Raw genomic sequence first — 1725 nt, forward strand, 5'->3', positions numbered from 1 at the left:
TAACGCTCGACTTCTTTTTGGCATTCCCCTTCATGATATTTCCAATATTTACTTATAATAAGGTAGCTTGGGCTTGTCCAACACTTCGGATAGGTGTCGGCTTCGCGACACATATCCTTATTTGTTAAATGGCTGGCTATTTTTCACTGCTATAATAGGTTCGTACCTTTGCAGGATCAAGCCCCTGAAATTCTACTAAAACAAATATGCACATTGCGCCAAAGACCATAAAAATCAAGAAAAACCCTAGATCAATGTAAAGGTTATGATCTAGCCCCCTATTTTCTGAAGATAAAATCGTTAATTTTTTACCATTTAATCTAGGGTACTTTTCATGAATCGATAAGATATACTGATCTCTGTAATCAGAGTCAGGAACGACTTCGAAGTATTCAACATTAGAAAAGTCATAGCCATTAACAACTTTACTCGACTGTTTTTTTAATTCATGAAGGGCCCACTTCTTATCTTCAATCGCAACATCTTTGCTTATATCTTTACTAAAAGGAAATACAGCCCAAACAGTAAACTGTTTATTTAAAGGGATCGATATATGCCTATAAATTGAAATCACCTCTCCGCTTTTAGTGATTCGTGTTCTAAAACTAACTTTTGATAGCATCTTACTTTTGATAGCGTTGAAATCCTGTACTTTTAGATAGCCTTTTGAATCAATATTCGACAAATCGGAAAAGTCTTCAATTTTTTGGATTTCATAGTGAAGATATGGAAGAATTTTCTGGGAGTTTTCAATGGCTATAGATAGGTAAAATGCAGTAAGCAAAGTTATAACGAAGCTGTTTATTCGATATTTATAAATAAGAATATCTAATCGCTTTCTCATCACCAAAAAACAAAGAATGATAGAGACTATCAAAGGATTTAAAAATTGGTATAGCTCACTTTTATTAAATATTTCTAAGTTATATTCCAATAACCATTTTAGAAAAATGGACATGAAAATCGTGGTAATGAATAGATAGGTTATCGGAATGTAGATAATCTTGGTTTTGATTAAAGATGGTGATATATCCATTGTTTACAATAATCCCTATTCAAAAACTGAAACCTTGAAGCCATTTAACAGTATATTAATAAGCATTCTTACTTTTACGCTTTATTAATACTGTAAATATTCAACATCTTACTAAATAAAAGCACTTATTTTCATAGTGTTAGTCGCAAAAAATCACATCCAACCTATATTTTACTGTGATAAAAGTAAGAACTGTTTTTAACCCGTCGAATTAAAAACACAACCATGAATGTTACACCATATATATCAATATCTTATAAATAGAAGCTGAGATAATTAAGCATTTTTTCTTATTTAAAACGAAGTCTAAGCATCAAAATTTACGATTTGCATTATAACTGGACAAATAAACAGGTTTATTCATTAGCAGAAATCAAAAATATCTCGCCTAAATTGATATAGGAATAACACGAGTACTAAAAGAAAGAGAATGGAGATAAGAGAGATGGAGACAAAGCCAGGTTTCATCTCCATGTTTAGGCATTATTGCGGCTTGTGGTAATGATAAGACACAGCTTCAAGCAATCCAATTTATGTTCATGTTAGCCGGGCAACTAACGTTGCCCTCACCGAATAAAACGGTACGTATAAAAGCCCAACCCTTTTGCCCCTGCTGCCAACATGTCATGCAATTAACGGGGATATTTCGACCCAGATAACCGACGTTAAATAATAAGGATAATGGCTTT

1 protein-coding gene is annotated in these 1725 nt (G+C 32.8%); it reads right to left on the reverse strand.

Going from position 1 to position 1725, the window contains the following annotated elements:
- Positions 1–136 precede the first annotated feature (136 nt).
- Positions 137–1036, reverse strand: a complete 900-nt coding sequence (locus tag C9J42_RS21215; RefSeq protein ID WP_107302303.1) for a hypothetical protein — start codon at positions 1034–1036, stop codon at positions 137–139.
- Between the last annotated feature and the right edge of the window lie 689 nt (positions 1037–1725).

Origin of the sequence: Photobacterium sp. GB-56, from assembly GCF_003026105.1 — a bacterium.
Classification (GTDB): domain Bacteria; phylum Pseudomonadota; class Gammaproteobacteria; order Enterobacterales; family Vibrionaceae; genus Photobacterium.

Bases quoted from the DNA above. Each gene is read 5' to 3' on its own strand.
- C9J42_RS21215 (WP_107302303.1), bottom strand. From the start codon at position 1,036: ATGGATATATCACCATCTTTAATCAAAACCAAGATTATCTACATTCCG.